A 23,522-nucleotide genomic window follows, 5' to 3' on the forward strand; every position below is an offset into this window, starting at 1 on the left:
GAACTGCCAGGCATCAAATTTAGCGTGCTGATATGGCTCAGTTGGTAGAGCGCACCCTTGGTAAGGGTGAGGTCCCCAGTTCGACTCTGGGTATCAGCACCACTTTTTAGGTTAAAGTTCGGCAGATTAGAAAAGAATTTGTCTGGCGGCAGTAGCGCGGTGGTCCCACCTGACCCCATGCCGAACTCAGAAGTGAAACGCCGTAGCGCCGATGGTAGTGTGGGGTCTCCCCATGCGAGAGTAGGGAACTGCCAGGCATCAAATAAAACGAAAGGCCCAGTCGAAAGACTGGGCCTTTTGTTTTATCTGTTGCTTGTCGGTGAACGCTCTCCTGACCAGGACAAATCCGCCGGGAGCGGATTTGAACGTTGCGAAGCAACGGCCCGGAGGGGGGCGGGCAGGAAGCCCGCCATAAACTGCCAGACATCAAATCAAGCGAAAGGCCATCCGAAAGGATGGCCTTTTTGCGTTTCGAATCCATGTACAACTTAATGGATAACCTGCGATAAAAATGCCCTCGTACGCTCCGATTTAGGATGCGCAAAAAATTCATCCGGTGCAGCTTGCTCCACGATTTCTCCGCGATCCATAAAAATCACTCGATCAGCGACAGTTCGCGCAAATCCCATTTCATGTGTTACGCACAGCATCGTCATGCCTGACTGCGCCAGCCCAATCATCGTATCCAGCACTTCTTTTACCATCTCCGGATCGAGCGCCGACGTAGGTTCATCAAACAGCATGATCTTTGGTTTCATACAAAGTGAACGTGCTATGGCAACGCGTTGCTGCTGACCACCAGAAATCTGCCCGGGAAACTTCTGTGCATGTTCGGCAATTCTCACCCGCTCAAGGTAATGCATCGCCAGAGCTTCAGCTTCTTTCTTCGGCATCTTACGCACCCAAATCGGCGCCAGGGTACAGTTCTGTAAAACGGTCAAATGTGGGAATAGATTGAAATGCTGAAAGACCATTCCCACTTCCTGCCTGACGCGCTCAATATTGCGAATATCTTCGTTAAGCTCGATGCCATCCACCACGATCCGTCCCTGTTGGTGTTCTTCCAGATGATTAATACAGCGAATGGTTGTCGATTTCCCGGAACCGGAAGGACCACACAAAACAATGCGTTCACCGGTTTGCACAGTCAGATTTATATCTTTTAAGACATGGAATTGCCCATACCATTTATTGACGTTTTCCAGCGTAATCATCGCGTTAGCAGGTTGCAGTAAAATTTGGCTCATAGTGTCCTCAATGCGGTGTACGCCCGGTGTTAAAACGTTTTTCCAGATGTTGGCTATAACGTGACATGCTGAAGCAGAAGATCCAGTAGATCAGTGCGGCGAAAACATACCCTTCCGTCGACATACCCAGCCAGGCGGGGTCAACGGTTGCCTGCTGAACGCTACTGAAAAGATCGAACAACCCGATGATGATCACCAGACTTGTGTCTTTGAATAGCGCGATGATGGTATTTACCAGCCCTGGAATCACCAGTTTCAGTGCCTGGGGCAGAATAACCAGCCCTTGAGTTTTCCAGTAACCCAACGCCAGCGACTCTGCCGCTTCGTATTGCCCTTTGGGCAATGCCTGCAATCCGCCTCGCACGACTTCCGCAACGTATGCTGACTGAAACAGGATCACGCCGACCAACGCACGAATCAGTTTGTCGATACTGGTGCCTTCCGCCATAAAGAGCGGCAGCATGACCGAAGACATAAACAGTACGGTAATCAGCGGTACGCCACGCCAGAACTCGATAAAAATGACCGATAAGATACGCACAATCGGCATATGGGAGCGGCGGCCTAATGCCAGTAATATCCCCCACGGCAGCGCCCCAGCAATCCCAACAGATGCGATAATCAACGTCAGTGTCAGCCCGCCCCATTGCCGGGTTTCAACCCGCTCAAGACCAAAAAAACCGCCATACATCAGCCACCAGACAATCAGTGGGTAGATAACCGCCCATACCGCAATATAGCGACCGCGATGCGGGAGTATTTTCCAGAACATTGGAGCGATAGACACAAGCCCAATCAGTAATGCCAGGTTAATTCGCCAGCGCTGGTCGTGCGGGTAAAGCCCATACATAAACTGGCCGAATCGTTCGTGGATGAAGACCCAACAGGCACCGGCTTTTGTGCAGTCGGTACGCGTTGAACCAACCCAGTTTGCCTGTAAAAAAGCCCAGTTCAGCAGCGGTGGAATCAGTTCCCACATCAACCATAAGCAGCCAATAGTCAGCAGGCTATTGCTCCAGCTGGAGAACAGGTTTTTGCGCACCCACACCATAGCGCGGCTTGAGTTATGGCTCGCCGGGCGCGGGGGATGAGACAGCAATACTTTTGTCATCATGACTCCTTAGCGTTCAACGATCGCGATACGGCGGTTATAGATATTCATCAGCAGCGAGATAGTCAGGCTGATAATCAGATAGACCGACATCGTCATGGCAATCGTCTCGATGGCTTGCCCCGTCTGGTTCAGCACGGTGCCAGCAAACAGCGAAACCATATCGGGATAGCCGATAGCGGCGGCAAGAGAGGAGTTTTTGACGATGTTGAGATACTGGCTGGTTAACGGCGGAATAATCACTCGCAGCGCCTGGGGAATAATGACCTGGCGTAGCGTAACTGGGTTGGGCAATCCCAGCGAGCGGGCAGCTTCATGTTGACCATAAGGCACTGCCTGGATCCCGGCGCGAATAATCTCGGCGATAAATGCAGATGTATAAACTGAAAGCGCCAATGTTAAGGCTGCCAGCTCAGGGATAAGCACCATCCCGCCGCGGAAGTTAAACCCTTGTAGCGCCGGAACATCCCAGTGCAGTGCCGCACCAAAAAGCCATTGCGCCAGTAAAGGTAAACCAGTGAGCAACACAACGGCGCAAGGCCAGGTTCGTCGCAGTTGTCCGGTCTTTATCTGGTGCGTTTTATTAAAACGGAATAGTCCAACAGAAATGGCTATAGCAATAACAACAGTCAGGATAAACGCAATAAATCCATCTCCCAGCTGCGGCGACGGAATATAGAGCCCACGATTGCTCAAAAAGGCGAGATCAAACGCACTCACTGCCTGTCGCGGTCCGGGCAAATTGCGCAACACGGCAAAGTACCAGAAGAAGATTTGCAGTAGCGGAGGAATATTACGGAAGATCTCAATATAAATTGTGGAAAGCTTTCGTAGCAGCCAGTTATCCGAAAGTCGCGCCAGACCGATAAAGAAGCCCAGGACAGATGCTAATACGATACACAATGCTGAAACCAGTAGCGTATTGAGTAAGCCGACAATAAAAACGCGTCCGTAGGTATCGCCCTGCTGGTAATCGATCAAATGCTGGACGATCCCGAAGCCTGCTCCGCGATCCAGAAAGGCAAATCCTGATGTAATGCCGCGATTGTTTAGATTCGTCACGGTGTTGTGAAATAACCAACCAACAATGCCGACGACGGCAACAACGGCGAGGATCTGGAATAACCAGGCGCGAACCGTAGGGTTGCTAAAGGAGAGTGAGCCTTTAACGGTTGAGCGGCGATGGGGCATATAAACCTCGGAAACCATAACGCTGAAGAGAGCGCCGCCGTAGCGACGCCCGTTACCTCACACCGACTTAACGCACGGGCGGCGCGTACTGAATACCGCCGTTATTCCAGAGATTATTTTGCCCACGTTTAATTTTCAGCGGGCTTTCTGAACCTACATTACGCTCAAAAATTTCCGAGTAGTTACCCACCTGTTTGATAATGTTGTAAGCCCATTTATTATCCAGCTTCAGATCCTTGCCGTAATCGCCCTCTTTACCCAGCAGATGCGCCATATCAGGCGTAGCTGGATTAGCCGCTTTTTCATCAACGTTTTGCGAGTTAACGCCCATCTCTTCAGCATTCAGCATGGCGAAAAGCGTCCAGCGCACAATAGAGAACCATTCATCATCGCCGCGACGGACTACCGGACCAAGCGGTTCTTTAGAGATAACTTCTGGCAGGACAATCCATTCGGCAGGATTACTTAATTTGATCCGCAGGGCATACAGTTGCGACTGATCCGAGGCCAGCGTATCGCAGCGGCCAGATTCCAGAGCCTTTGCTGATTCGTCAGAGCGATCGAAAGTCACTGGCGTGTACTTCATATTGTTTGCCTTGAAGTAATCGGCGACGTTAAGTTCGGTATCAGTACCCGCCTGAATACAGACGGTTGCGCCATCCAGTTCTTTCGCGCTTTTTAATCCCGCTTTATCGTGCGTCAGGAAGCCAATGCCGTCGTAATAAGTGACGCCAGTAAATACCATTCCCATTCCTGCGTCGCGGGATGAAGTCCAGGTCGTATTACGGGAGAGCAAATCCACTTCTCCTGACTGTAAAGCGGTGAAGCGTTCTTTTGCTGTGAGTGGGGTATATTTCACTTTCGTGTCGTCGCCAAATACAGCAGCGGCAACACCACGACAAACATCTACATCAATACCTGAAAACTTACCGTCTGCATCGGCATAAGAGAACCCAGGTAATCCGTCACTGATCCCACATTGAACAAACCCTTTATTCTTTACGGCATCAAGTGTCGCGCCAGCATGCGCCTGATTTGCAACGGCAAGCAGCACGCTGGCGGCAGCCAGTGTGGCTATCATCATCTTTTTCATAATGCTTCCTGTGAGGCGAAAATTATCGTTATAGGACGTTTGGGAAACGTCTTTTACCTGTCTGTGGCCATCCTTTTATAAGCAAAAGTAGTGCCAGTTTTTGCGCACGATTCCGTGTCGCAATAAGCTGAGTGTAGACAGGAAATAATAAAAACATCGCCCCGCAATGGTGCGAAAATGAAACATACGCCACATTTTAGCGCAAAATATTTATTCGCATTTTACTAAGCAGGATAATGATTGTTAGCGTGAGCATGTGTTTTAAATGAGGGGAAAAACTAATGGATGTGTTATTTCGACGGTTCGAAATAAAATGCTAAATTAAAAGGGAATAAGCTAGCCGAATATAGTTGTATTTTATCTTACGGTGAGATTCTGTACCGTTAAACAGAGCGCGGAACTCCGCGCTCTGTTCAGTTATTTCGACAGAGCGATGATCCCCATCGTCAGGCCAGCAACAGCCGCTGCCCCGCCAGCAATAGCCCCGGCAGTTTCCCAGTTATCCTGAGTCGTACCTTTCATACAGGTATTGGTGTGAACCAGACGGCCCTGATCGTCATAAACCGGAACGCAGGGTGAATCGTGAGCGCAGCCCGCCAGCAATGCGGTGAGCAATGCGACAGGAATTAATCTTTTCATGGTGTTACCTCAGTAATAACGCTACCGCTTAATAAGCTAACTTTCTTATTAACGTACTGAATTCCATTTTATCACCGGGAGTTATAATTCTTGCGAGATGAATAATGACAAATTATGTTAATTGTAAAAATAATGAAGGGAGAAAGAATGAATGCACTCAATTCAAAAGTTAGTGAATCATTAACTCATTAATTTTTATAGTTTTAACTGCAAATTAAAAAGGCGTCCGAAGACGCCTTTGTGTTTTAAATTTACCCTTTAAAGCAACGGCGGATCACCACAAAGAACACAGGGACGAAGAAGATTGCCAGTAATGTTGCGGAAATCATGCCGCCCATGACTCCAATCCCTACCGCGTTCTGCGCGCCGCTTCCCGCACCATTACTGATAGCCAGCGGCAATACGCCGAGAATAAAGGCGAGTGATGTCATCAGAATCGGACGAAGACGCATACGTACGGCCATCAGCGTTGCTTCAATAACACCTTTCCCCTCTTTCTCCATCAGGTCTTTGGCGAACTCAACAATCAAAATAGCGTTTTTAGCTGATAAGCCAATTGTCGTTAACAAGCCCACCATAAAATAAACGTCATTTTTTTGATTAAAGAGTGTCGCCGCCAGCAGCACGCCGACAATCCCTAACGGCACGACCAACATAACCGAGACAGGAATTGACCAGCTTTCATAGAGCGCTGCAAGGCACAGGAAAACGACCACGAATGAAATGGCTACCAGAGCAGGGGCCTGGTTGCCTGACAAGCGTTCCTGATACGACATCCCCGTCCAGTCATAACCGATTCCGTTAGGTAGTTGTGAGGCGAGGCTTTCCATTAGAGACATCGCATCGCCGGAACTGGTGCCTGGCGCAGCTTCCCCCTGAATCTCCATGGAGGGTAGACCGTTGTAGCGTTCCAGACGCGGAGAACCATATACCCAATGTGAAGTGGTAAAGGTGGAGAATGGCACCATTTCGCCGTTGGCACTGCGGACATAAAGTTTATCGACATCTTCTGGCAGCATACGGAATTTGGCATCCGCCTGAACATATACTTTTTTCACGCGGCCACGGTCGATGAAGTCGTTGACATACGTCCCGCCTAACGCCGTAGAAATGGTCTGATTAATGTCAGAAAGCGAAACGCCTAATGCCTGTGCTTTTTCCTGGTCAACTTCAAGTTTGAACTGCGCAGTATCTTCCAGGCCATTGGGGCGCACACTGACTAAGCTTTCAGGATGTTGCGCCGCCATGCCAAGCAATTGGTTGCGGGCATGGGTTAAGGCATCGTGACCAAGACCCGCCTGATCGATTAACTCAAAGTCGAAACCTGTTGCCGTACCCAGTTCAACAATGGCTGGCATATTGAATGGAATGACAAAACCGTCGCGGATTTTACTCAGTTCCATTTTGGCACGTTGGATTACCGCTTCCGCGCTATTTTCTTCGCCACTGCGCTCTTCCCACGGTTTAAGGCTGACAAAGGCCATCCCGGCGTTTTGCGCCTGACCGCTGAAGCTAAATCCATTGACTGTAAAGACACTTTCAACGTTCGCCTTCTCGTTCTTCAGATAGTAATCCGTCACTTCATCCAGTACTTTTTGTGTCCGCTCTTGCGTCGCGCCAGCGGGCAGTTGGATCATGGTCAGGAAGACACCCTGATCTTCTTCCGGCAAGAAAGAAGAAGGGAGGCGTAAAAACAGCACTACCATTCCGGCGACAATCAGCGCATAGATCAGTAAATATCGCCCTGTGGAACCGAGGATTTTGCCAACGCTATTGGTGTAGTGATTAACGCTATGATCGAAAGTGGTGTTAAACCAGCCGAAGAAACCACCCTTATTTTCGTGATGCTCGGCAGAGACTGGTTTCAGCAATGTTGCACATAACGCGGGGGTGAGAATCAGCGCAACCAGTACTGAAAGCGCCATTGCTGAAACAATAGTGATAGAGAACTGTCGATAAATTGCCCCTGTTGAGCCACCGAAGAATGCCATCGGAATAAACACCGCCGACAGTACCATCGCGATACCTACCAGCGCACCCTGGATTTGCGACATCGATTTTTCCGTCGCTTCTCTGGGGGGGAGTTTATCCTCCATCATTACGCGCTCGACGTTCTCTACAACGACTATCGCATCATCAACAAGAAGCCCGATGGCAAGTACCATCCCGAACATCGTTAGCGTATTGATGGAGTAACCAAAAGCGGCGAGTATGGCAAACGTCCCTAACAACACGACAGGTACAGCAATGGTGGGTATCAATGTCGCCCGCATGTTCTGCAAGAACAGATACATCACCAGGAATACCAGGATAATGGCTTCGAACAGCGTTTTCACCACTTCCTGGATAGAAAGCTGGACGAAAGGCGTGGTGTCATAAGGGTAAAGAACCTTCATTCCCTGTGGGAAGAACGGCTGCAATTCTGCCAGTTTGGCCTTGATGGCTTTTGCGGTATCAAGTGCGTTAGCTCCCGTTGCCAGTTTAATACCGAGGCCAGCCGCGGGTTTGCCGTTGATACGGGCGATAACGTTATAGTTTTCACCACCGAGTTCAATCCGTGCGACATCTTTCAGCCGCACTACCGAACCGTCGCTGTTCACGCGCAGGGTGACTTTGCCGAACTCTTCCGGATCTTTTAACCGTGTCTGGGCAATAATCGACGCGTTTAGCTGCTGTCCTGGTAATGCCGGCGTGCCGCCTAACTGACCGGCCGCAATCTGGTCGTTCTGTACTTTCAACTGGTTAATAACATCAACCGATGTGAGTTTATATTTGTTCAGCAGATCGGCATCGAGCCAGATACGCATAGCGTACTGAGCACCGAACAGTTGTACGTCGCCAACGCCGTTCAGACGGCTAATGGTATCTTTGACGTTAGAGGCGATGTAGTCGGAAATATCGTCTTGCGTGGTACTTGGGTTATCAGAAACAAAACCAGCCACCATCAAAAAGCTGCTACTTGATTTCTCGACACTTATCCCCTGTTGCTGGACTTCCTGCGGCAGTAGCGGTGTGGCGAGTTGAAGTTTGTTTTGTACCTGCACTTGCGCGATGTCTGGATCGGTCCCGGACTGGAAGGTGAGAGTAATTGTCACGCTACCGGCTGAATCGCTGGTGGAGGACATATACATCAGATTATCGATGCCGTTCATATTCTGTTCGATAACCTGTGTCACCGTATCCTGCACGGTTTGCGCATCAGCGCCCGGATAGTTTGCCGACACAGAAACAGCGGGCGGGGCAATGGTTGGATACTGGGCGACGGGCAATTGTAGGATCGCCAGTACGCCCGCCATCATCAGAATAATGGCCAGCACCCATGCAAATATTGGTCGTCGAATAAAAAAGTTTGCCATATCAGATTGCCTTACTTCGACGCAGTATCTGCGGGGGTATCGGTAGTGGCTTTAACCTGCTCTCCCGGGCGTGCTTTTTGCAGGCCGCTGACAATGACCTGATCACCCGCTTTTAGTCCTTCGCTAATCAGCCATTTATCGCCAATGGCCTGGCTGGCGACAACAGGACGCGCCTCAACCTGGCTTTTATCATTAACAATCATGACGGTAGCGTCACCACGCGGCGTGCGGCTAACTCCCTGTTGCGGGATAAGAATGGCGTCAGGTTGTACACCTTCATCAATCCGTGCGCGCACAAACATACCTGGCAGAAGCGTGTGTTGCGGGTTAGGGAAAACCGCGCGCAGGGTAATGGAGCCGGTGCTTTCATCAACGGTTACATCAGAGAATTGCAGCGTGCCTTTCAGGGGATAGGTTTGACCGTTTTCCATGACCAGCTCTACGTTGCTGGTGGCGTTTTCCTTATGCAAACTACCTTGCTCTACGGACTGCTTGAGTCTCATGAAGTCGTTGCTGGATTGGGTCACATCGACATAGATAGGATCGAGTTGCTGGACAGTCGCCAGTTCGGTCGTTTGCCCGTTAGTGACGAGAGCACCTTCGGTCACCGAAGATTTGCCGATACGCCCGCTAATTGGCGCAGTCACTTTGGTATAAGCGAGATTGATGCGGGCGCTTTCGACCGTGGCTTTTGCGGCTATGACGGTAGCATCGGCCTGACGAGCATCAGCAATCGCCTGATCGTACTCCTGCTGGCTGATGTATTTCGTACCCACAAGCGGAACATAACGTTTTACCGTCAAATGCGCGATGGATGCGGCAGCTTCGCTTTTCGCCAGGTCGCCTTTCGCGCTGTCATAACTTGCCTGATAAGTGGCTGGATCGATCTGGTACAGGGACTGGCCAGCTTGCACATCGCTGCCTTCAGTGAAATTACGATTCAGCACTATCCCGCTAACCTGTGGGCGAACCTCGGCAATACGGAAAGCATTAGTACGGCCTGGTAATTCAGTTTTAACTTCTAACGGGGCAGTATTCACAACATGAACGGTAACCTGCGGTTCACCGACGTGAGCTTTCTCTTCTCCCTTATCGTTACAACCCGCAATTAACGCTGCGGAGATCATGATAAAGGAGGGCAGGAGGAAAAACCTGGCATGTTTCGTCATTACTATTCCTCAAAAAACCAAAAGCGCGTTATTAGCCAGAAAAAGGCAACGCGTTAACTCGCAGAAATAAAAATACAGTTCGCTATCCTACAAATTATCGTCCGGCGATGTAAGGAATAGTTATGAATAGTCGCTATTCAAGGCACGTAAACACAAAAATAGATTAATATTCTAATGTTCTCATTTGATGTGAGTTGAAAAGAATGGAAGCATTTTAACGCAAAGTGAAATATACATTTATTAAGTAAATATATTATCGTCAAACAATAGACTTTGATTATTTGACGATTGATAGCAGACGGGAATTGGTTTCTCGTATAAATAAAAATTAGGTGATACATTACTTCTCGTTGTTTCCCCTTATGTCGAATATATTTATTCCCTGAATGATTAATCATGGCAAAAAGAACCAAAGCTGAAGCCCTGAAGACCAGGCAAGAACTGATTGAAACCGCCATCGCCCAGTTTGCGCAGTATGGCGTAAGCAAGACGACGCTCAATGACATCGCCGACGCCGCCAACGTCACGCGTGGCGCAATCTACTGGCACTTCGAAAACAAGGCTCAACTGTTTAACGAGATGTGGCTGCAACAGCCTTCATTGCGTGAGTTAATCCAGGAACGTTTAACGGAAGGGTTAGAACATGATCCTTTCCTGCAATTGCGTGAAAAACTGATTGTTGGCTTGCAATATATTGCCGAAATTCCCCGCCAGCAGGCGTTACTGCAAATCTTATATCACAAGTGTGAATTTAGTGATGAAATGCTGGCCGAGGCAGTAATACGGGAAAAGATGGGCTTTAATCCACAGATTTTGCGTGAAGTATTACAAGCATGTCAGCAACAGGGGGATATAGCTAAAAGCCTCGACTTAGACGTCGTAATGATTATTATTGATGGCGCCTTCAGCGGTATTGTTCAAAACTGGTTAATGAATATAGCGGGTTACGATCTTTATAAACAAGCACCCGCATTAGTCGATAATGTATTAAGAATGTTTATGCCAGATGAAAACATAACGAAATTAATTCATAAAACAAATGAATTAGGTATCGTATAAAGTTACATTCTATTGTGAAAATCCAGTTCGTCACAGTTAACCAGTTTTAGCGGATTAACCGAGTTCATATTGCGACATTTGTCTGTTTCTGTTGCCAGTAGTTCAATCCACTGCATCAGTAAGGTATCAAACAGAAAAACGGAGACAGCGAAAACGACGAGCCACCAATACTTGCGAATCATTACCTGAGCCTGTGCATGTTTAACCAAGTCTGGCAGGAAATATACACGAAATGAATAATCTGAAAACCAGGCTTACACTTCCTTTACTTTGCAATGAGAGCGGGGTCAACTTCGCTGATCCGGCTTCGTTTTGACAGGTTGCCGGTCTTTCTTTTTTTCACTTTCGCCAGCTCTTCCATGGAGTAATGTGACGCGACTTCCAGTCGGCGTAGCCCCATCTTGATGTACTCGCTGTTAATCTCAATACCAATGAATTTTCGCCCGGTCGCGATGGCGACGGCACCGGTGGTGAAGCTACCAGCAAACGGATCGAGAACGACATCGCCAGGGTTAGAAGAGGCGAGAATAATGCGCTTCAGTAAAGCTTCAGGCTTTTGCGTCGGATGGTTTTCATATTCATCCATCAAATAACGTACGCGTGGAAAATCCCAGACGTTACCTGGCACTTTTTGATGATTGTAAGGTTGTGGGGGATTTTTGCGATAGTCGATTAATGCACGCTGTGCTCCGGTTTTGGCTTCTACCAGAATAGCATCGCTGTTAAATGTGTAGTTCTTTGCGTCTTTCACCATCATCAGGATGGGTTCATACATGGAGCCGTAATATTTTTTTGCCTGAACGCCGGAGCTGTCATACGACCAGACGATGCGACTTTTGATGGTAAAAAGCTGGCGGCACTGGAGGTCAATAAAGGGCATGTTTTCCGTGCTGTTCATGATGTACATGCTGCCCTGTTTTTTCAGAACGCGGTGGCACTCTGTAATCACTTCAAATAGCCAGTTAATAAACAGATCTTCTTTCCACGCTTCGATCAGGCCATCGAAATTTTTACCGATGTTATAAGGTGGGTCAGCAAAGATTAGATCGACACTTTCTGCGGGTATCTTTTTAAGTTCAGCTAATGCATCACCGTGGATAATGGTCTTTGTATTGTCGCCAAACCTGGTGGGTTCACATCCTGTTCTCATGGTCACTCCCTTTGCGACACCTATAAAAAAGGCGCTTCCCCATGCCGAGTAGCGCCTTTTAATCAAGCAATTAGCTAACCTGAATTAGTTCATGCCGTACTTTTTCAATTTTTTACGCAGCGTACCACGGTTGATGCCCATCATCAGCGCAGCACGGGTCTGGTTACCACGGGTGTATTGCATCACCATGTCCAACAGGGGCTGTTCTACTTCAGCCAGTACCAGCTCATAGAGGTCATTAACATCCTGACCGTTCAGTTGAGCAAAATAGTTCTTCAGTGCCTGTTTAACCGAGTCACGCAGGGGTTTTTGGGTTACCTGATCCTGAGAGTTAACGGTAGAAACGGTCAGTACGTCAGAATTTACGCGTTGTTCGAACATAGTTCTGTCAGCTCTTTATTTCTGTTTACGCAAAATTTTCGAAGTATGCCTCCAACGCCTCCAGCTGTTCGCTGGCATCCTCAATGGCGTTGAATGTGCGCCGAAACTGGTCATTTGGAGCGTGTTCCTGGAGATACCAGGAAACGTGTTTACGTGCAATTCGGTACCCTTTTGCCGGACCATAAAAGTCATGCAGTTCCCGAACGTGCGCGCAAAGCAAGCGCTTAACCTCTGCCAAAGGCAGCGGGGGCAGCAACTCCCCAGTGTCCAGATAATGCTGGATTTCCCGAAAGATCCAGGGTCTTCCCTGAGCTGCGCGGCCTATCATCAGAGCATCCGCCCCTGTATAGTCGAGCACAGCTCTGGCTTTAAGCGGGTCAGTAATGTCGCCATTCGCGATAACCGGAATGGAAACTTTCTGCTTAACTGCCCGAATACTGTCGTATTCAGCTTCTCCATTGAACAAACAGGCGCGTGTACGGCCATGAATGGTCAGAGCCTGAATGCCACAGTCTTCAGCCAGTTGGGCAATCTCTTCGCAGTTACGGTGTTCCGGCGCCCAGCCTGTGCGAATCTTCAGGGTAACAGGAACGTCCACTGCATTAACGACCTCGGTAAGGATCGATTTAACGACATCCGGGTACTGCAAGAGGGCTGAACCTGCAAGCTTGCGATTCACTTTTTTAGCCGGGCAACCCATATTGATATCAATAATCTGGGCACCGCTTTCCACGTTAATACGTGCTGCATCTGCCATTTCTTTCGGATCGCTACCGGCAATTTGCACGGTGCGAATACCGGGTTCATCAATGTGCACCATCCGTAAACGAGATTTGTCGCTTTCCCAAACCTGAGGGTTAGAAGACATCATCTCGGATACTGTCAATCCGGCTCCCATCTCGTAGCACAACGTCCGAAAAGGTCTGTCTGTAATGCCAGCCATGGGCGCTGCGATCAGGCGATTTCTGAGCTGATATTGTCCGATGCGCATGAGTTAAGAAATGACCATACTGTGACTGCAAGGCGGCGTATATTACGCATTTTTTGCACGAGATGAAAGGCCAAACTTTGACCAATCCTCTGAGATGGATCAAAGAATTGCATTTAAAATGAACTCGGCGGAATAATTAATCATAAAAATCATCACATTAGAAATAAGTGATTAAAATTCGCACTCAAAGAAATTTGAGTAAGTTCTCAATTTTTCTTTATGAATGAAAATTTTGGCACGCAAATTTGCCTAAATAATCAGCAAAATTACGTGCCTTTTGTGACGTTGCTCGCACTTCTCTCTACATCACTATGCCGCATTCTGGCGGTTAATTCTTACGACCAGTAATGCGACACCACTCTTCTTTTTCCACGACCGGGTCCAGAACGAAGCTGTCGGCATAAGCTTCACAAACGCTCTCCGCCTGGCTTGCCAGAATACCGGAAAGGCCCAGCAAGCCGCCTGAAACCGGCAGGACGCTGATTAACGGTGCCAGTTCACGTAACGGGCCAGCGAGGATGTTAGCGACCACCACGTCGGCTTTCATCGCTTCAGGCTGATCTTTGGGTAAGTAGAGTTCCAGACGGTCAGAAACGCCATTACGTTCGGCGTTGTCGCGGCTGGCCTGAATGGCCTGCGGATCGATATCAATACCAATGGCTTTTGCTGCGCCCAGTTTCAGCGCCGCGATTGCCAGAATGCCGGATCCACAGCCAAAATCGATGACCGTTTTACCGGTTAAATCGAGGCTGTCGAGCCATTGCAGGCACAGAGAGGTGGTTGGATGAGTCCCCGTACCAAACGCCAGGCCCGGGTCTAACATCACGTTGACGGCGTTTTCGTCTGGCACATCACGCCAGCTTGGGCAGATCCACAGACGTTCGCCAAAGCGCATTGGGTGGAAATTATCCATCCATTCGCGCTCCCAGTCTTTATCTTCCAGTTGTTCGATTTTGTGCGCGAAGCCTGCGCCGAGCAGCGGATGATCCTCCAGAATCGCCACGACTTCATTCATGTCGGTTTCAGCATCGAACAGACCAATCACATCGGTGTCGCCCCACAGGCGCGTTTCGCCCGGCAGCGGCTCAAACACCGGCGTATCGTGGGTATCCTGAAAAGTAATGGACACGGCACCCGCTTCCATCAGCGCATCGCTAAGATCTTCAGCGTTCGCGCCGGTGGTGTTCAGTTTCAGTTGGATCCAAGGCATGGCAAAACTCTTTATTTATCAGTAGTCAAAACGGTAGCTTGCGAGACGGAAGTACCGAAACGGTTTCCGACCAGGAAAGCCAGCAAACTTAGCAGTAACGAGGGCACGATAGGGTGGAAGCCCAGGTACTGAATATTCAGGGTCGCGAGCACGGCATACAGCACGCCGCCAACGATCATCGCACTTAGCGCACCTTTGGCGTTGGCGCGTTCCCAGTAAAGACCCAGCACCAGCGGCCACAGGAAAACGGCTTCCAGCCCACCGAAGGCCAGCAAATTCAGCCAGATGATCATTTCTGGCGGCTTCCAGGCGGCAAGCAGCAGCAACGCGCCGAGAATCAACGTAATCACCGCCGACATCCGCTTCAGACGCGTCTCGTTTTGCATTTGATCCGGACGGATATTCAGATAGAGATCTTTAATGATCGTAGCGGAACTTTGCAGCAACTGGGCGTTGATCGTCGACATGATCGCGGCCATCGGTGCAGCCAGGAAGATCCCGGCAGCAAACGGTGGCAGCACTTTTACCATTAACGTCGGGATCACCAGATCCGGTACGGTGAGATCGGGGATCACCGCCCGACCTAACGCTCCGGCCAGGTGCATACCGAACATCAGGATTGCGACTACAATCGTCCCGATGATGATCCCCCGATGCACTGCTTTGCTGTCTTTATAAGAGATACAGCGCACCGCAGTATGCGGCAGGCCAATAACGCCAAAGCACACCAGTACCCAGAACGATGTCATAAAGGCAGGTGACAGAATATCGTCAGCACCTTGTGGTGTAACCAGCTGTGGATCGATGGTTTGCAGCGTCTCTACCGCGTTGCTTAAGCCGCCAGCGGCATGTACCACGCCGACCAGCAGCACAATGGTGCCAACCAGCATCACCAGACCTTGCATAGTGTCGTTCAGCACACTGGCGCGAAAGCCGCCAAAGGCGGTATATAACGCAATACTGATACCGAAAATCAGCAGCCCGGTTTCATAAGGAATACCCGCCGCGGTTTCCAGCAGACGCGCACCGCCGATAAACTGCACGGTCATCGCACCAACGAACGCAACCAGCAAACTCAAACTCGCCAGCCACACCAGAAGACGACTCTGGTAGCGGGCAAACAGCATATCGTTCAGCGTCACCGCATTGTAGCGGCGCGCAAGAATCGCGAACTTCTTGCCGAGTATACCGAGCGAAAGCCAGACTGCAGGCAGCTGAATCATCGCCAGCAATACCCAACCCAGGCCGTATTTATAAGCAGCGCCTGGCCCGCCGATAAACGAACTGGCACTGATATAGGTCGCGGTGAGCGTCATCGCCAGCACAATACCGCCCATGGAACGGCTGCCGAGGAAATACTCATTGAGGAAGGTGCCGGTGCTCCGTTTACGCATCGCATAAACAGAGATACCGAACACCACCACCAGATAGGCGACCAGCGGTAGAATCACTTCAAGCTGCATCGTCATCCTCCAACGGGATATCGCGATAGATAAATTTCACCATCGCCCAGCACAGTCCAATAAACAGCAGCGGCGTCAGGATGCAGGCCATCTCAAACCAGCGCGGAAAGCCGGTAAAACCGGGGGCAACGCCAGGTAAGTAAGCGGCTACTAACCATACCGCCAGATACAAAAGGGTCAGCCCCAGCGCCCAGCGCGCCTCTTTATGGGCCTGAACAAAACGAGTGTCCATTTTTTGTCCCTGATGGGTGAAGAAAGCGGGGATTGTACCTTATGGGGGTTGTCGATCCCCAGTAATAAAAAAGGCCGGAAAATCCGGCCTTTTGACGCTTTTGCAGTCTTATTTTTCCTGAAGACCGAGTTTTTTCTCCAGATAGTGGATGTTAGTGCCACCATGCTGGAAGTTCTCGTCGTTCATGATGCGGATCTGCAGATCAACGTTGGTTTTGATACCGTCGATGATCAGCTCCTGCAGCGCATTCTTCATGCGAGCAATCGCCACGTCACGGTTTTCACCGTAGCAAATCAGCTTACCGATCATTGAGTCATAGTACGGCGGCACGGTGTAGCCCGCGTAGATATGAGACTCCCAACGCACGCCAAAACCGCCTGGCGCGTGGAAACGGGTAATTTTGCCCGGGCTTGGCAGGAAGGTGTTCGGATCTTCGGCGTTGATACGGCACTCTACCGCATGGCCGCGAACGTGAACTTCTTCTTGCTTGATAGACAGCGGCTGACCGGCAGCGATACGCAGCTGTTCTTTGATCAGGTCAACGCCAGTGATCATTTCAGTAACCGGGTGTTCTACCTGAATACGGGTGTTCATTTCGATGAAATAGAACTCGCCGTTTTCGAACAGGAACTCGAATGTACCTGCACCGCGATAGCCGATATCAACACACGCTTTAGCGCAACGTTCGCCGATGTAGCGACGCAGTTCCGGGGTAATGCCCGGTGCTGGCGCTTCTTCGACCACTTTCTGGTGGCGGCGCTGCATGGAGCAGTCACGTTCCGCCAGATAGATAGCGTTGCCCTGACCGTCAGCCAGCACCTGAATCTCGACGTGGCGAGGATTTTCCAGGTATTTCTCCATGTAAACCATATCGTTGCTGAAAGCAGCTTTCGCTTCCGCACGAGTCATGGAGATAGATTGCGCCAGTTCAGCATCGCCGCGCACTACGCGCATACCACGACCGCCGCCGCCGCCGGAGGCTTTGATAATTACCGGATAACCAATGCGTTTAGCAATGGCGCGGTTTTTATCCATATCGTCGCCCAGCGGGCCGTCAGAACCTGGTACGCAAGGAACGCCTGCTTTTTTCATCGCGGCGATTGCGGATACTTTGTCGCCCATCAGGCGAATGGTTTCTGCTTTCGGGCCGATGAAGATAAAGCCGGAGCGTTCAACCTGCTCGGCAAAGTTGGCGTTCTCGGAAAGGAAGCCGTAACCCGGATGGATTGCTACTGCGCCGGTGATTTCAGCGGCGCTGATGATTGCCGGGATGTTCAGATAGCTTTTTACTGACGGAGCAGGACCGATACAGACCGTTTCATCTGCCAGTAATACGTGTTTTAGATCGCGATCCGCGCTGGAGTGCACAGCGACAGTCTTGATGCCCAGTTCTTTACAGGCACGAAGAATACGCAATGCAATCTCGCCGCGGTTGGCAATAACAATTTTATCCAGCATGTTCGCCTCGTTACTCGATGACGACCAGCGGCTCGTCAAATTCTACCGGTTGTCCACTTTCGACCAGAATTGCTTTCACAGTACCGGATTTGTCTGCTTCGATCTGGTTCATCATTTTCATGGCTTCAACGATGCACAGGGTTTCGCCCACGTTCACTTTCTGACCCACTTCGATGAACGCTTTCGCGTCCGGGCTTGGGGTGCGGTAGAAAGTACCAACCATTGGGGAACGTACGATGTGACCACTGATTTCCGCTGCTGCTGGCGCTTCCATGGAAGGAACGGTCGCCGGAGCGGCTGCGTTAGATTGAGCTGGCTGCTGCATCATTGGTGCAGCGTAAGCTTGTTGCATCATCGGGAAACTTGCGGCAGGTGCTGCACGGCTGATGCGTACTGACTCTTCGCCTTCAGAAATTTCCAGTTCAGAGATGCCTGATTCTTCAACCAGCTCGATCAGTTTTTTAATCTTACGAATATCCATGAGTGGGTTCCGTACTCTTTGTTTAGTGTGATTGTGACAGGCGTTTCACCGCCGTCTGTAAAGCGTATGCCCCGACAGCTGTATGCATAGCGGTAAATTCCAGCAGGCCGGGACGCCGGTCTATTTTGCCCCAGAGTGTCAATGTGAGACTTGACGGACATTGTGCAGCGATTTGCTGCTATCCTCCGGCAAAAAACAAAATATACCTTCGTTGCGCCATTGTCACCTTTTCAGCAGCTTAAAAGCTGCCTCAGGGAGAACGAGGTCGCACATTATAACGATTTCGTAGCAAATGGCAGCTAAATACTGGTCTTATCAGGGAAGATAATCAACAGCTAACATGTAAATAACTTTCAACGTCGCGTAATTTGCAATAAGCCGCACAGTTCACGAAATTAACGCCACCATTGACGGAACTTCTTATAACGTAAGGCTAAAAGCAATAATGCCAGCCCGGCGTAGATGAGCGGCTGCGGTGAGATAACCTTCACTGACCACAGATAATGTATGGGGGCCAGGATCGCGACAAGATAGACGAAGTTATGCAACTGTTGCCAGTGTTTGCCTAGTTTTCGCTGCATCGCTTGTGTAGACGTGAATGCTAAAGCAAGCAAAATCAACCAACTGATAATACCCAGGGTTAAATAAGGTCGGGTGACTAATTCCTGACCGAATAACGCCAGGTTGTTCACGCCAAGTTCCAGCAATGCATAACTGGTTAAGTGCAGCGTCGCCCAGGCGAAACACCATAAACCTAACAGGCGGCGGGTGCGTATCAATAATGGCTGCTTAGCGTAGCGCGCCAGCGGGGTAATTAACAACGTCGCCAATAAAAATTTCAGCGCAGTCCGACCGGTAAAATGCTGAATATCTTTCACCGGGTCGGCACTTAGCCCGCCATGATTGATTGCCCAAACCAGCCAGACAAACGGCAAAAATCCGGCAAGATGCAGGCAAAATTTCAGCCAGGTAACCTGTTTTGCAGTCAAACGCACTTAGAAGTTCTCCCGTAGATCCAGTCCGCGATAAAGTGACGCGACTTCATCGGCGTAGCCGTTAAATAGCAGTGTCGGCTGGCGTTGCACATCCAGGATGCCACCTGAACCGATAAATCGCTCAGTGGCCTGCGACCAGCGAGGGTGATCAACATGCGGATTAACGTTGGCGTAAAAGCCGTATTCGTTGGGGGCCGAAAGATTCCAGGTGGTTGGTGGGCGTTCTCGGGTCAGCTTAATGCTCACTATCGACTTGATGCCTTTAAAGCCATATTTCCATGGCACAATCAGGCGTATCGGCGCGCCATTTTGCGGCGGTAGCGCCTTGCCGTAGACGCCGACGGTCATCAGTGTGAGCGGATGCATTGCTTCGTCGAGACGTAATCCTTCTACATAGGGATATTTCAGACCGCCGCCGATAAACCTGTCCTGCTGGCCGGGCATTTGTTCCGGTGCATAAATTGTTTCGAAAGCGACGTACTTCGCGTTGCTGGTCGGCTCTGCCAGCGCCAGCAGTTTATGCAGCGGAAAACCAATCCACGGCACCACCATCGACCACGCTTCCACGCAGCGCATCCGGTAAATCCGCTCTTCTAACGGGAATCGACGGGTTAGCGCATCGTGGTCGAGGGTTAACGGTTTACTGACTTCACCACTGATTTTCAACGTCCACGGATCGGTTTTCAGGCTGCCAGCATTCGCGGCGGGATCTGCTTTATCCAACCCAAATTCATAGAAATTGTTGTAGCCGGAAACTTTATCTTCCGGTGTCAGTGGCAGGTTATTTTGCCAGGCAGCAGGCTTGCTGAACTCCAGGGGTTTTCCGGCAGGCGCGGGCGGGCGATCGTTCTCTTTGAACCAGCCAAGTAAATCCGCGTGGGCGGCATTTGGTAAAGAGAGGGCGGCGGCGCTGATGCCTAATGCTTTCAGGATCTGGCGCCGTTGCATAAAAAAAGCCGATTCGGCAGTGACATCGGCTTCTGTAAGTTGACGAATTTTTTTCATAACAGACTCCCGGTATGCTCATGATTACTATGGCAGGGAGAATGTCAAAGTGCTGCTAAAATTCGTTAACGATATGTAAATTATTTTATGCTAACGCTTAGTTAATTTTTACCAGCGTACGGCCCTGGATCTGATTGTTAATAATGGCCTCGGCAAATTTTGGTGCATCAGCCAGTGAAATCTCTTTTGCCGCCTGGGTATAGAATGATTCCGGTAAATCGGCAACCAGACGCTGCCAGGCTTGTGCGCGGCGTGCTGGTGGCGTCATCACCGAATCCACGCCCTGCAGGCGAACGTTACGCAGAATAAATGGCATGACGGTGGTTGGCAGAGTAAAACCACCCGCCAGACCACAGGCCGCCACGCAGCCGCCGTAGTTCATTTGCGCCAGCACTTTAGCCAGCACTTTGTCGCCCACAGTGTCAATCGCCCCGGCCCAAAGCTGTTTTTCCAGTGGACGGGATTCAGCAAATTCATCACGCGGCAGAATTCGGCTGGCACCTAAACTTTTCAGATATCCATGGGTACTTTCGCGACCGGAAACAGCAACCACCTGATAACCTAACTTATGCAACAGCGCCACGGCAGTGCTACCAACGCCGCCGCTGGCGCCCGTTACCACAATTTCGCCATCTTGTGGACGAATACCGGCATCTTCCAGGGCCAGCACGCACAGCATGGCGGTAAACCCAGCAGTACCAATAATCATCGCTTTACGCGCGTCCAGACCTTGCGGCATGGCAACCAACCAGTCGCCTTTTACGCGCGCTTGTTCTGCCAGCCCGCCCCAATGATTTTCACCAACACCCCAGCCCGTGAGTAACACTTCTTGACCAGCATGAAAACGAGGATCTTCACTGTCGCGTACGGTTCCGGCGAAGTCGATGCCAGGAATCATCGGAAAATTGCGGATTATTTTTCCTTTACCGGTTATTGCCAGCGCATCTTTATAATTCAGGCTCGACCAGTGGACATCGACCGTCACATCGCCTTCCGGCAGGCGACTTGCGTCCAGAGTCTGTACAGATGCGAGGGTTTTGCCGTCCTGCTGTTCTAAAAGTAACGCCTGCATAAGAAGTCCTCATGTGCATGATGGATTGGAAAATAATTTCTGAAGACTATACTCGCTAATTGAAAAGCAAAGTCGATGAAGCGCAATAAATTGCGAGATAAATCTGATTTGCTAGTATGCCCGCTTCCTCACTATCGGAGTTAACACAAGGATGAGATTAACGACGAAATTTTCGGCCTTTGTCACGCTGCTCACCGGGTTAACGATCTTTGTGACTTTGATGGGCTGCTCGTTAAGTTTCTATAACGCGATTCAGTATAAGTTTAGCCATCGCGTTCAGGCGGTGGCGACGGCGATCGATACGCATCTGGTGTCGTCTGATTTCAGCTCGCTGAGGCCACAAATCAGTGAACTGATGATGTCAGCAGATATCGTTCGCGTGGACCTGTTACACAATAACAAACAGGTTTATACCCTTTCCCGCCAGGGGAGTTACCGCCCTGTTGGCACCAGCGATCTGTTTCGCGAACTGACCGTTCCGTTAGTTAAACATCCAGGAATGTCGCTACATCTGGTTTATCAGGACCCGATGGGAAACTATTTTCACTCGCTGATGACCACCGCGCCGCTCACTGGGGCAATTGGTTTTATTATTATTATGCTCTTCCTTGCAGTACGCTGGTTGCAGCGGCAACTTGCCGGGCAAGAACTACTGGAAACTCGCTCGGCGCGTATCTTAAACGGGGAGCGTGGGCCGAATGTGCTTGGCTCCATCTATGAATGGCCGCCAGGAACCAGCAGTGCGCTGGATATGCTGCTTTCAGAAATTCAGAATGCGCGTGAACAGCACAGCCGTCTTGATACGCTGATTCGCTCTTACGCCGCGCAGGACATCAAAACCGGCCTCAATAACCGTCTCTTTTTCGACAACCAGTTGGCTACATTGCTGGAAGATCAAGAGAAGGTAGGGACTCACGGGATCGTGATGATGATCCGTCTACCTGATTTCAATATGTTGAGCGACACGTGGGGACACAGCCAGGCCGAAGAACAGTTCTTCACTCTGACGAATCTGCTGTCGACATTTATGATGCGCTATCCAGGTGCACTGCTGGCGCGCTATCACCGTAGCGATTTTGCCGCGCTGTTGCCGCATCGGACTTTAAAAGAGGCGGAGAGCATTGCCGGGCAGTTGATCAAAGCGGTTGATACCTTACCGAGCAATAAAATGCTCGATCGTGAAGATATGATTCATATCGGCATCTGTGCCTGGCGTAGCGGCCAGGAAACAGAACAAGTGATGGACCATGCCGAATCCGCCACGCGTAATGCGGGATTACAGGGGGGTAATAGCTGGGCGATTTACGATGACTCATTACCAGAAAAAGGGCGCGGCAACGTTCGTTGGCGTACGCTAATCGAACAAATGTTAAGTCGTGGCGGTCCCAGGCTTTATCAAAAACCTGCGGTCACCCGGGAAGGGCAGGTTCATCATCGCGAAATTATGTGTCGCATCTTTGATGGTAATGAAGAGGTAAGCTCGGCGGAATATATGCCGATGGTGTTGCAGTTTGGTTTATCGGAAGAGTATGACCGCCTGCAAATCAGTCGTCTCATCCCGCTGTTACGCTATTGGCCGCAAGAAAATCTGGCGATTCAGGTGACCGTTGAGTCGTTGATCCGCCCGCGTTTCCAGCGTTGGCTGCGCGATACGTTGATGCAGTGTGAAAAATCACAACGAAAACGCATAATTATTGAACTTGCAGAGGCTGATGTTGGTCAACATATCGGTCGCTTGCAACCTGTCATTCGTTTGGTGAATGCTTTAGGGGTTCGAGTTGCCGTTAACCAGGCTGGATTGACGCTGGTAAGTACCAGTTGGATCAAAGAACTGAATGTCGAATTACTCAAGCTTCATCCGGGGCTGGTAAGAAATATTGAGAAGCGAACGGAAAACCAATTGTTGGTTCAGAGCATGGTAGAAGCCTGTTCCGGGACCAATACCCAGGTTTACGCGACTGGCGTACGTTCGCGAAGCGAGTGGCAGACCCTGATTCAGCGCGGGGTTTTGGGTGGCCAGGGGGATTTTTTCGCGTCCTCACAGCCACTTGATACTAACGTGAAAAAATATTCACAAAGATACTCGGTTTAACCTGCCGTTTGATCCGTTTTCACGTAGAATAACGCGCGCTGCGTTTCGTGGGAGTGTGCTTATCTGCTCGCCAGATTGTTGCAGCACATATGCAGATGAATGACCTTACGCAGTTGCAAACAGGCGA

General features: G+C 50.1%; 21 protein-coding genes, 1 tRNA gene and 1 rRNA gene. 4 read left to right on the forward strand and 19 right to left on the reverse strand.

Annotated elements, in window-relative coordinates; genetic code table 11:
- The first annotated feature begins 26 nt into the window (after positions 1-26).
- Both FEK66_RS18500 and rrf read left to right on the forward strand, forming a co-directional pair.
- Positions 27-102, forward strand: a tRNA-Thr gene (locus FEK66_RS18500).
- A gap of 39 nt (positions 103-141) precedes the next feature.
- A 5S ribosomal RNA gene (gene rrf, locus FEK66_RS18505) occupies positions 142-257 on the forward strand.
- A gap of 231 nt (positions 258-488) precedes the next feature.
- Here rrf and FEK66_RS18510 read toward each other — a convergent pair.
- The 7 genes from FEK66_RS18510 to acrE all read right to left on the reverse strand — a co-directional run bounded on the left by FEK66_RS18510 (position 489) and on the right by acrE (position 9,806).
- Positions 489-1,247, reverse strand: coding sequence for an amino acid ABC transporter ATP-binding protein (locus FEK66_RS18510; protein ID WP_130219134.1), 759 nt, complete (start codon positions 1,245-1,247; stop codon positions 489-491).
- 7 nt (positions 1,248-1,254) lie between these two features.
- On the reverse strand, positions 1,255-2,358 hold the full coding sequence (locus tag FEK66_RS18515) for an amino acid ABC transporter permease (RefSeq protein WP_135495217.1): 1,104 nt from the start codon (positions 2,356-2,358) through the stop codon (positions 1,255-1,257).
- A gap of 9 nt (positions 2,359-2,367) precedes the next feature.
- On the reverse strand, positions 2,368-3,549 hold the full coding sequence (locus tag FEK66_RS18520) for an amino acid ABC transporter permease (protein ID WP_138211522.1): 1,182 nt from the start codon (positions 3,547-3,549) through the stop codon (positions 2,368-2,370).
- Between the two features lie 67 nt (positions 3,550-3,616).
- Positions 3,617-4,642 (reverse strand): amino acid ABC transporter substrate-binding protein, encoded by a 1,026-nt coding sequence (locus FEK66_RS18525; protein WP_130204494.1) that lies wholly within the window; start codon positions 4,640-4,642, stop codon positions 3,617-3,619.
- 417 nt (positions 4,643-5,059) lie between these two features.
- Complete coding sequence (locus FEK66_RS18530) at positions 5,060-5,281, reverse strand: membrane protein (RefSeq protein ID WP_000825639.1); 222 nt, start codon at positions 5,279-5,281, stop codon at positions 5,060-5,062.
- A 251-nt stretch (positions 5,282-5,532) separates the two neighbouring features.
- Complete coding sequence (gene acrF / locus FEK66_RS18535) at positions 5,533-8,637, reverse strand: multidrug efflux RND transporter permease subunit AcrF (protein ID WP_130204496.1); 3,105 nt, start codon at positions 8,635-8,637, stop codon at positions 5,533-5,535.
- Positions 8,638-8,648: 11 nt separating this feature from the next.
- Entirely contained in the window at positions 8,649-9,806 is a 1,158-nt protein-coding gene (gene acrE, locus FEK66_RS18540) for a multidrug efflux RND transporter periplasmic adaptor subunit AcrE (RefSeq protein WP_135495213.1), read from the reverse strand.
- A 396-nt stretch (positions 9,807-10,202) separates the two neighbouring features.
- Between acrE and envR the strand changes: the two genes are divergently transcribed.
- Positions 10,203-10,865 carry an acrEF/envCD operon transcriptional regulator gene (gene envR, locus FEK66_RS18545; RefSeq protein WP_130204500.1) on the forward strand — a complete coding sequence of 221 codons (663 nt, stop codon included), beginning with the start codon at positions 10,203-10,205 and terminating at the stop codon, positions 10,863-10,865.
- A 2-nt stretch (positions 10,866-10,867) separates the two neighbouring features.
- Here the strand turns inward: envR and FEK66_RS18550 are convergent, their stop codons facing one another.
- The 12 genes from FEK66_RS18550 to FEK66_RS18605 form a co-directional block, all read right to left on the reverse strand.
- On the reverse strand, positions 10,868-11,047 hold the full coding sequence (locus FEK66_RS18550) for a DUF2556 family protein (RefSeq protein WP_010345321.1): 180 nt from the start codon (positions 11,045-11,047) through the stop codon (positions 10,868-10,870).
- A gap of 83 nt (positions 11,048-11,130) precedes the next feature.
- A complete protein-coding gene (gene yhdJ / locus FEK66_RS18555; protein ID WP_135495212.1) occupies positions 11,131-12,015 on the reverse strand; it encodes an adenine-specific DNA-methyltransferase in 885 nt (294 codons plus the stop codon).
- A gap of 84 nt (positions 12,016-12,099) precedes the next feature.
- A complete protein-coding gene (gene fis / locus FEK66_RS18560; protein ID WP_000462905.1) occupies positions 12,100-12,396 on the reverse strand; it encodes a DNA-binding transcriptional regulator Fis in 297 nt (98 codons plus the stop codon).
- Between the two features lie 25 nt (positions 12,397-12,421).
- The gene (gene dusB, locus FEK66_RS18565) at positions 12,422-13,387 is read right to left on the reverse strand and encodes a tRNA dihydrouridine synthase DusB (RefSeq protein ID WP_001219652.1); all 966 of its coding nucleotides are present in this window, start codon (positions 13,385-13,387) and stop codon (positions 12,422-12,424) included.
- A gap of 328 nt (positions 13,388-13,715) precedes the next feature.
- Positions 13,716-14,597 carry a 50S ribosomal protein L11 methyltransferase gene (prmA, locus tag FEK66_RS18570; RefSeq protein ID WP_130260191.1) on the reverse strand — a complete coding sequence of 294 codons (882 nt, stop codon included), beginning with the start codon at positions 14,595-14,597 and terminating at the stop codon, positions 13,716-13,718.
- Between the two features lie 11 nt (positions 14,598-14,608).
- Positions 14,609-16,060 (reverse strand): sodium/pantothenate symporter, encoded by a 1,452-nt coding sequence (gene panF / locus FEK66_RS18575; protein ID WP_130204506.1) that lies wholly within the window; start codon positions 16,058-16,060, stop codon positions 14,609-14,611.
- A complete protein-coding gene (locus FEK66_RS18580) occupies positions 16,050-16,292 on the reverse strand; it encodes a YhdT family protein (protein ID WP_000381170.1) in 243 nt (80 codons plus the stop codon). Before FEK66_RS18580 ends, panF begins: the two co-directional genes overlap by 11 nt.
- Before the next feature lie 108 nt (positions 16,293-16,400).
- Positions 16,401-17,750, reverse strand: coding sequence for an acetyl-CoA carboxylase biotin carboxylase subunit (gene accC, locus FEK66_RS18585; RefSeq protein ID WP_000884639.1), 1,350 nt, complete (start codon positions 17,748-17,750; stop codon positions 16,401-16,403).
- Positions 17,751-17,760: 10 nt separating this feature from the next.
- Positions 17,761-18,231: an acetyl-CoA carboxylase biotin carboxyl carrier protein gene (gene accB, locus FEK66_RS18590; protein ID WP_135495211.1), complete on the reverse strand. Its 471-nt coding sequence runs from the start codon at positions 18,229-18,231 to the stop codon at positions 17,761-17,763.
- A 395-nt stretch (positions 18,232-18,626) separates the two neighbouring features.
- Positions 18,627-19,226 (reverse strand): protein-methionine-sulfoxide reductase heme-binding subunit MsrQ, encoded by a 600-nt coding sequence (msrQ, locus tag FEK66_RS18595; protein WP_135495210.1) that lies wholly within the window; start codon positions 19,224-19,226, stop codon positions 18,627-18,629.
- The gene (gene msrP / locus FEK66_RS18600; protein WP_135495209.1) at positions 19,227-20,231 is read right to left on the reverse strand and encodes a protein-methionine-sulfoxide reductase catalytic subunit MsrP; all 1,005 of its coding nucleotides are present in this window, start codon (positions 20,229-20,231) and stop codon (positions 19,227-19,229) included. It lies immediately after the preceding gene.
- Positions 20,232-20,328: 97 nt separating this feature from the next.
- The gene (locus tag FEK66_RS18605) at positions 20,329-21,303 is read right to left on the reverse strand and encodes an MDR family oxidoreductase (protein WP_135490410.1); all 975 of its coding nucleotides are present in this window, start codon (positions 21,301-21,303) and stop codon (positions 20,329-20,331) included.
- A 151-nt stretch (positions 21,304-21,454) separates the two neighbouring features.
- Here FEK66_RS18605 and csrD point away from each other — a divergent pair, with 151 nt between their 5' ends.
- A complete protein-coding gene (gene csrD / locus FEK66_RS18610; protein WP_130260186.1) occupies positions 21,455-23,395 on the forward strand; it encodes an RNase E specificity factor CsrD in 1,941 nt (646 codons plus the stop codon).
- The last annotated feature ends 127 nt before the right edge of the window (positions 23,396-23,522 follow it).

Source organism: Escherichia sp. E1130 (assembly GCF_005781065.1).
Lineage (GTDB): Bacteria > Pseudomonadota > Gammaproteobacteria > Enterobacterales > Enterobacteriaceae > Escherichia.

Excerpts from the sequence above, each read along its gene's own strand:
- FEK66_RS18510 (WP_130219134.1), bottom strand. The coding sequence starts at position 1,247 with ATGAGCCAAATTTTACTGCAACCTGCTAACGCGATGATTACGCTGGAA.
- FEK66_RS18515 (WP_135495217.1), bottom strand. The coding sequence starts at position 2,358 with ATGACAAAAGTATTGCTGTCTCATCCCCCGCGCCCGGCGAGCCATAAC.
- FEK66_RS18520 (WP_138211522.1), bottom strand. The coding sequence starts at position 3,549 with ATGCCCCATCGCCGCTCAACCGTTAAAGGCTCACTCTCCTTTAGCAAC.
- FEK66_RS18525 (WP_130204494.1), bottom strand. The coding sequence starts at position 4,642 with ATGAAAAAGATGATGATAGCCACACTGGCTGCCGCCAGCGTGCTGCTT.
- FEK66_RS18530 (WP_000825639.1), bottom strand. The coding sequence starts at position 5,281 with ATGAAAAGATTAATTCCTGTCGCATTGCTCACCGCATTGCTGGCGGGC.
- acrF (WP_130204496.1), bottom strand. The coding sequence starts at position 8,637 with ATGGCAAACTTTTTTATTCGACGACCAATATTTGCATGGGTGCTGGCC.
- acrE (WP_135495213.1), bottom strand. The coding sequence starts at position 9,806 with ATGACGAAACATGCCAGGTTTTTCCTCCTGCCCTCCTTTATCATGATC.
- envR (WP_130204500.1), top strand. The coding sequence starts at position 10,203 with ATGGCAAAAAGAACCAAAGCTGAAGCCCTGAAGACCAGGCAAGAACTG.
- FEK66_RS18550 (WP_010345321.1), bottom strand. The coding sequence starts at position 11,047 with ATGATTCGCAAGTATTGGTGGCTCGTCGTTTTCGCTGTCTCCGTTTTT.
- yhdJ (WP_135495212.1), bottom strand. The coding sequence starts at position 12,015 with ATGAGAACAGGATGTGAACCCACCAGGTTTGGCGACAATACAAAGACC.
- fis (WP_000462905.1), bottom strand. The coding sequence starts at position 12,396 with ATGTTCGAACAACGCGTAAATTCTGACGTACTGACCGTTTCTACCGTT.
- dusB (WP_001219652.1), bottom strand. The coding sequence starts at position 13,387 with ATGCGCATCGGACAATATCAGCTCAGAAATCGCCTGATCGCAGCGCCC.
- prmA (WP_130260191.1), bottom strand. The coding sequence starts at position 14,597 with ATGCCTTGGATCCAACTGAAACTGAACACCACCGGCGCGAACGCTGAA.
- panF (WP_130204506.1), bottom strand. The coding sequence starts at position 16,060 with ATGCAGCTTGAAGTGATTCTACCGCTGGTCGCCTATCTGGTGGTGGTG.
- FEK66_RS18580 (WP_000381170.1), bottom strand. The coding sequence starts at position 16,292 with ATGGACACTCGTTTTGTTCAGGCCCATAAAGAGGCGCGCTGGGCGCTG.
- accC (WP_000884639.1), bottom strand. The coding sequence starts at position 17,750 with ATGCTGGATAAAATTGTTATTGCCAACCGCGGCGAGATTGCATTGCGT.
- accB (WP_135495211.1), bottom strand. The coding sequence starts at position 18,231 with ATGGATATTCGTAAGATTAAAAAACTGATCGAGCTGGTTGAAGAATCA.
- msrP (WP_135495209.1), bottom strand. The coding sequence starts at position 20,231 with ATGAAAAAAATTCGTCAACTTACAGAAGCCGATGTCACTGCCGAATCG.
- FEK66_RS18605 (WP_135490410.1), bottom strand. The coding sequence starts at position 21,303 with ATGCAGGCGTTACTTTTAGAACAGCAGGACGGCAAAACCCTCGCATCT.
- csrD (WP_130260186.1), top strand. The coding sequence starts at position 21,455 with ATGAGATTAACGACGAAATTTTCGGCCTTTGTCACGCTGCTCACCGGG.